Here is a 4,520-nt window from a genome sequence, read left to right on the forward strand (position 1 = left end):
CATGGCGATCGAGCCGGGCACCGACAGCACCTCGTCGGGGTTGCTCAGCCCGTACTCGATGGTGGCGGCGGCCGTTACCACCTTGTTCGCCGAGCCGGGCTCGAACGGCGACGACACCGCCGGATTGCCCATCTGCTTGTCCCCTTGGCGACCGATGTCCTGCGACGGGTCGAAGGTGTTGTCGGCTGCCATGGCCAGCACCTCACCGCTGTGCGCGTCGAGCACCACCGCCGAGACGTTGCGCGCCCCGGCGGCGTTCTTGGCCTGCTGGACCTGCTGCTGGACGTAGAACTGAATGTCGTCGTCGAGGGTGAGTTGCACAGTTGCCCCGTCGACCGCCCGGTGCCGGTTTCGGTAGCTGCCCGGAATCACCACACCGTCGGAGCCACGGTCATAGGTCAGCGAACCGTCGGTTCCGGCCAGCACCGCGTCCATGGCGTCCTCCAGGCCCAGCAGTCCGTGCCCGTCCCAATCAATGCCCCCGACGATGTTGGCCGCCAGCGATCCGCCCGGGTACTGGCGCAGATCCTGCCGCTCACTACCGACTTCGGGGTAATTCTTGCTGATCGCCTCGGCGATGGCGGGATCAACGGCACGGGCCAGGTAGACGAATGTCTCGTTGCTGCGCAGCTTTTTCAGCACCGCCGCGGCGTCCGGCCGGTTGCCCAACCGGCCGGCGACCTCCTTGGCGATTTCCTTCAACCGCCGCTGCGGGTCGGGAGCACCGGCATTGTGCTCTTTGGCCTGGTCGAGTTGCTTGCGGATCTTAATCGGCTGAAAAGTCAGCGCCCGAGCTTCGATGGTGAACGCCAGTTTGTCGCCGCTGCGGTCGACGATGCTGCCGCGCATGGCTTTTTCGGTGTCGGTGACCTTCAGTTGTCCGGCTGCTTCGGCCCGCAGTCCGGAGGCGCGCGGAACCTGCAGATAGAACAGCTGCATCGCCGCGACACAGAGCACCAGGAAAATGACCGCGTTACCGGCTCGGTGCCGGAACACGAACGAGGCGCTGCGCACACCGAGTTCCATCGCTTGCCGGGTGCGCCGGTCGGTTGCCGAACGACCGACCGGCGCGGGTTTCGCCGGCTGCCTGGACTTCCCGGGCAGCACCGGTTTCCCAGGCTTGCCGGGCTTGCTGGGCTTGCTGGGCTTGCCGGGCTTGCCGGGCTTGCTGGGACCCCCGCTGTTCCTCGCCTTTGCAGGCTTCCCGGGTCCGTCGGCTCGGCGTAGCGGATGCGACTGGGGCCTGCCAACCCGCTTGGCCCGGCTCACCTCGCGGCACCCGGAGCCGCCGCTGACGGGGAAGTCGCCGGCGGACTGAACTGCTCCACCGCCGGTCCCGGCGACGACCCGATCACGATGAGGGGCGGTGCCGGTGACAACACCGGCGGCAACGGCCCTGACGGCGGCCCGGTCAGCGGTACGCGCGGCACGCCCGGCATGGCGGGGACGGCGTTGGTTGGCAGGTGCTGGTTCTGTGCTCCCACCGAAGGGGACAGCGGCACGTCCCGTCCCGGTGCGGCCGCTCCGGGCGGTAAGGCCGGCCAACCGAGGCCCGGCGATTCGCGAATCGGCACTTCGAGCGGGCGGGGTGGCGGCGGGGGCGGTGCGGGCCGCTCCTCGGGCAGTTTGGTGTTCAACGGTGGCGGCGGCACACCTTCGGCCGGCGTCGGATTGCCGACGACCACCCAGTTGCCTGCCGGGTCTTGAACCAGGTGGGCGGTGTCCCTGCTGGGGATCATGCCCAGGTTGCGTGCTGCCTCGGCCAACGCCGGCGCGGACTGCGCCTCGCGCACATCGCGTTCCAGCGCTTCCTTTTGTTGCAGCAACGCCCTGTTCCCCTGCTTGACGGTGCCCAACTGGTAGGAGCGCTCCGCGGCGTCGGTCGACAGCCACAGGGTGATGCCCAGCCCGGCACCGAGCGTGCCGATGACCAACACGACGAACGGCACCTTGGCCGCCAGCGTGCGCGGCCGCAGGTCCACCGAAGCCAGCCGAACGACCAGCCGCTCCCGTAGCGGAGTCCGAACCACCTTGGGTGCCTTAGCCTTCCGCGCCTTGGCGCGGGCTTTGGCCTGCCTGGTGTTCTTGGGTGGCGCCGGCCGGACGGTGGGCCGGGGCCCCGCCGCGGTCTGCGGCCCCGGGCGCGGTGCCCGTGGTTCCCGGCCGGGCGACGGCGCCGTCGGCTGGCGTGGACGACGGCGCCGCGAAGTCGGCGCATCGGCACGTCGGCGCAGCGCTGTACGGGCGGAGCCGTCCGGGTGACGGCGACGGTCGCCACGCCGCGAAACCGGTTGGCGCTTGGTTCTCATCGGGCACCCCTTTCCGCCGCCCATGCCCCCGGCTCCGTCCGTCGCACGGCCCGTAACCGAACCGACGCGGCCCGCGGGTTGCGCTCCACCTCGTCGGCGCCGGCGCGTTCAGCACCACGCGTCAACAACGCGAATCGTGGTGTGTCACCAGGTAATTCAACTGGAACATCAACCGGGGTATGCGACGTCGTGGCCTCGGCGTACAGTTGTTTGACGATCCGGTCCTCCAGGGACTGGTAAGCCAGCACGACGATGCGGCCGGCAACGGTCAAAGCATCCAGCGCTGCGGGAAGGGCGTCGGCGAGCGAGTCCAATTCGCCGTTGACCGCAATGCGCAGCGCTTGAAACGTCCGCTTCGCGGGATGCCCGCCCCGCCGCCGGGCCGGCGCCGGAATCGCCTGATAGAGCAGAGCAACCAGCTCTCCGGTCGATGTCAGCGGCGCGCGTGCCCGGCGATCCACGATGCGCGCTGCGATGCGAGCCGCGAATCGCTCCTCGCCGTAACGCCGCAGGATGTCGGTGAGCGCAGCCTCGTCGTAGGTGTTGACGACGTCGGCCGCGGTCAGCGTGGACTGCAGGTCCATCCGCATGTCCAGCGGAGCGTCGTGGGCATAGGAAAAGCCTCGCTCGATCCGGTCCAGCTGCATCGACGATACGCCGAGGTCGAACAGCACGGCGTCGACTGATTCTATTGCGGTGTAGCCTGATTCGGCTATCACATCGACGATCGAGTCGTAGCGCGCGTGCGTCAGGGTCACTCGTTCGCCAAACCGGCCCAGCCGCCTCGCGGCGGCATCGATGGCGTCGGGGTCACGATCCAACCCGATGAACCGCAGGCCGGGCAGCTCCGACAGGAAACGCTCGGCGTGTCCGCCGGCCCCGACCGTGGCGTCGACCAGGACCGCACCTGACCCGTCCGCGCGGTGCCGCGTCAGCGCCGGGGCGAGCAGCGTCACGCAGCGCTGCAGCATCACCGGCACATGGCCGGGATCACCCCGCTCGTCGGTCATCGCAACACCTCTTTGTTGGATCCGGTACCACCGAAACACCGAACGGGCCGCCCCTGCATCGAGGTCCCTGTCCGATATCGCGAACCTGGCGTTGGGGAAGTACGTCAGGGTCGGATCGGGCAGAGGCCACGAGGCACGGGCGCGCGCCTCAGATGATGTCGCTGAGTGCTTCATCGCTGGCCGCGGAGAAGTTCTCTTCATGGGTCTGCTGGTAGTCCTGCCAGGAGCTTGCATCCCAGATCTCCAGGTAGTCGACCGAACCGATCACGACGCATTCCTTGGCGAGTTTGGCGTAGCGACGATGGTCGGTCGACAGGGTGATTCGGCCCTGGGCATCGGGATGCTGCTCGTCGGTGGCTGCGGCCAGGTTACGCAGGAATGCCCGTGCATCGGGGTTGCTTCGCGATGCCTGCGCGGCTCGCCGGGCCAGTTGCTCGAACTCCGCCCGCGGGTAGACGGCCAGGCTGTGGTCCTGGCTCTTGGTGACCATCAGCCCTCCTGCCAGCGCATCGCGGAACTTGGCGGGCAACGTCAGCCGCCCCTTGTCGTCGAGTTTGGGCGTGTAGGTGCCGAGAAACATCACGCCACCTCCCGTCAACGCCTCGCCAACGACTTCTGCCACGTTACCCCACTATCCCCCACTTAGGGCGATTTATCGCATAACAAATGAGTGTCGCACCCACTTTTTGCCACACCTTTTTGCACACCGGCTGGCACCAGCTGGCACCGGCTGGCACCGGCTGGCCGAAAACCCATGCTGACCCACCGCGAGCGTCTGCTGTACCGGGTAAATCCCCAGTTCGAAGCGGCTGGTCAGAGCGGTGGGGCCCAGTGGACGCTAGCGGGGCACGCGCAACGACGGGCGGATCACCGCAGATAGGCACACGGGGCAGCCGATCGGCTGCCCCGTGTGCTCCGGCGGGTGGCTATTCGTCGAAGCGGCGCCGGAATCGATCCTCCATCCGGTTGGTGAATGAACCGCCCGAACCCCTGGCCCGACGCTGACGCGCTCCGTTACCGCCCGACGACCCGGACTGCCCGCGCCCACCGGTCAGCTTGGGACCGGTGACGGCGAATACCACGCCGCCGAACATGACGATGAAACCGATGACGCTCAGGATGAGAAACGCGTGGTTGACGCTGGCATAGAACGGCACCCCGCAGACCAGCATGCCCAGACCGGCCGCGAACATCGCGGCGC

General features: G+C 68.1%; 4 protein-coding genes and 1 pseudogene. All 5 read right to left on the reverse strand.

The window, feature by feature from the left end:
• Window positions 1-1,107, reverse strand: a 1,107-nt coding sequence (locus tag AC2VON_RS08430; RefSeq protein WP_486952544.1) for a penicillin-binding transpeptidase domain-containing protein, incomplete at its 3' end; no start/stop codon positions are given.
• 41 nt (window positions 1,108-1,148) lie between these two features.
• Window positions 1,149-2,309: pseudogene (gene ftsL / locus AC2VON_RS08435) on the reverse strand (cell division protein FtsL); the annotation flags it as partial.
• On the reverse strand, window positions 2,306-3,493 hold the full coding sequence (rsmH, locus tag AC2VON_RS08440; RefSeq protein ID WP_486952546.1) for a 16S rRNA (cytosine(1402)-N(4))-methyltransferase RsmH: 1,188 nt from the start codon (window positions 3,491-3,493) through the stop codon (window positions 2,306-2,308). The pseudogene ftsL and the gene rsmH, both read right to left, overlap by 4 nt.
• On the reverse strand, window positions 3,468-3,899 hold the full coding sequence (mraZ, locus tag AC2VON_RS08445; RefSeq protein WP_486952547.1) for a division/cell wall cluster transcriptional repressor MraZ: 432 nt from the start codon (window positions 3,897-3,899) through the stop codon (window positions 3,468-3,470). Before mraZ ends, rsmH begins: the two co-directional genes overlap by 26 nt.
• Window positions 3,900-4,245: 346 nt before the next feature.
• A partial coding sequence (locus tag AC2VON_RS08450) for a DUF3040 domain-containing protein (protein WP_486952545.1) occupies window positions 4,246-4,520 on the reverse strand: 275 nt, incomplete at its 5' end.

It is taken from the genome of Mycobacterium sp. TH-M82 (assembly GCF_057473605.1).